The organism is Actinomadura sp. 6K520 (genome assembly GCF_004349245.1).
In the GTDB taxonomy this organism is placed as follows: Bacteria; Actinomycetota; Actinomycetes; order Streptosporangiales; family Streptosporangiaceae; genus Spirillospora.
Map to the genome: position 1 here is coordinate 1 of NZ_SMLC01000411.1, position 1,011 is coordinate 1,011.

The window sequence follows — 1,011 nt, forward strand, 5'->3', positions numbered from 1 at the left end:
GGATGCCTTCGTGACCGTCCGCGGGGCCGGGCGCCGGGCGGGTGTGGTGTGGGACGTATCCGGCCGGTCTCACCGTCGCGGGCAGACGTGCATCCTCGCGGTCGCGGGAGCGGTTGCGGCGGGCGCCGTACGGGGCGACGACCCGGCGGTAGAACGGTTTGCGGATCAGGGTCGGGACCAGGCGGTAGCCGCCGCGGACCATCACGTTCCGCCAGTACTGCGGTGACGAGATGAACCCCTCGCGCAGCATGTGCCGCTGCAGGCGCAGTTCCGAGCGCAGCAGGTCGCGCCCGCCCCGCCGCTCGTACGCGCCTTCACCGACCCGGTAGTAGACGAGCGGTTCGGCGACGTTCACCATTCGCGCGCGGTTCGCGATCATGCGCACGAACAACCAGTAGTCCTCCATCAACGGCAGATCCCCGTAGCCGCCCGCCGCGACGACGGCGCTGCGGCGGTAGACGACCGTGGGGTGGTTGAACGGGTCGTGGAGGCGGGAGTAGCGGGCGATGTCGGCGGGGTCGCTCGGCGGGGTGCGCTGCCCGACGATGTCGGAGATGTCGGTGTCGAACTCCAGCAGGCCGGCGCCGACGAGGTCGGCTCCGGCGCGTACCAGCGGCACCTGGGTCTGGAAGCGGTGCGGCATGGCGACGTCGTCGGCGTCCATGCGGGCGACGATGTCGTACCGGGACGCGCGGAGGCCGGCGTCCAGGGCGGGGCCGAGGCCGCGGTTGTGTCCGAGCTGGACGAACGACGTCTCGGCCGGGCTGTCCGCGACCAGTTCGCGCAGGCACGCGGCCAGCTCGGGTCCGACGGGGCCGTCCTGGACCAGGACGACCTGGTCGGGGCGCAGGGTCTGCTCGTGCACCGCACTGCGGAAGGCGACCCGTACGTGCTCCGCTCGATCACCGCCGTACACGGTCATGAGCAAGGTGAAGGGTTCGGGCTGCATGCGTCCGTTCCGGGGAGCGTGGGCGCCCGGTAGAGCCCTGTGCGGGGGCGGCTCCTTGGGGC

1 protein-coding gene is annotated in these 1,011 nt (G+C 72.2%); it reads right to left on the reverse strand.

The window, feature by feature from the left end; translation table 11 throughout:
• Nucleotides 1-949, reverse strand: a 949-nt coding sequence (locus tag E1289_RS37720; RefSeq protein WP_131988982.1) for a glycosyltransferase, incomplete at its 3' end; no start/stop codon positions are given.
• Nucleotides 950-1,011 lie beyond the last annotated feature (62 nt).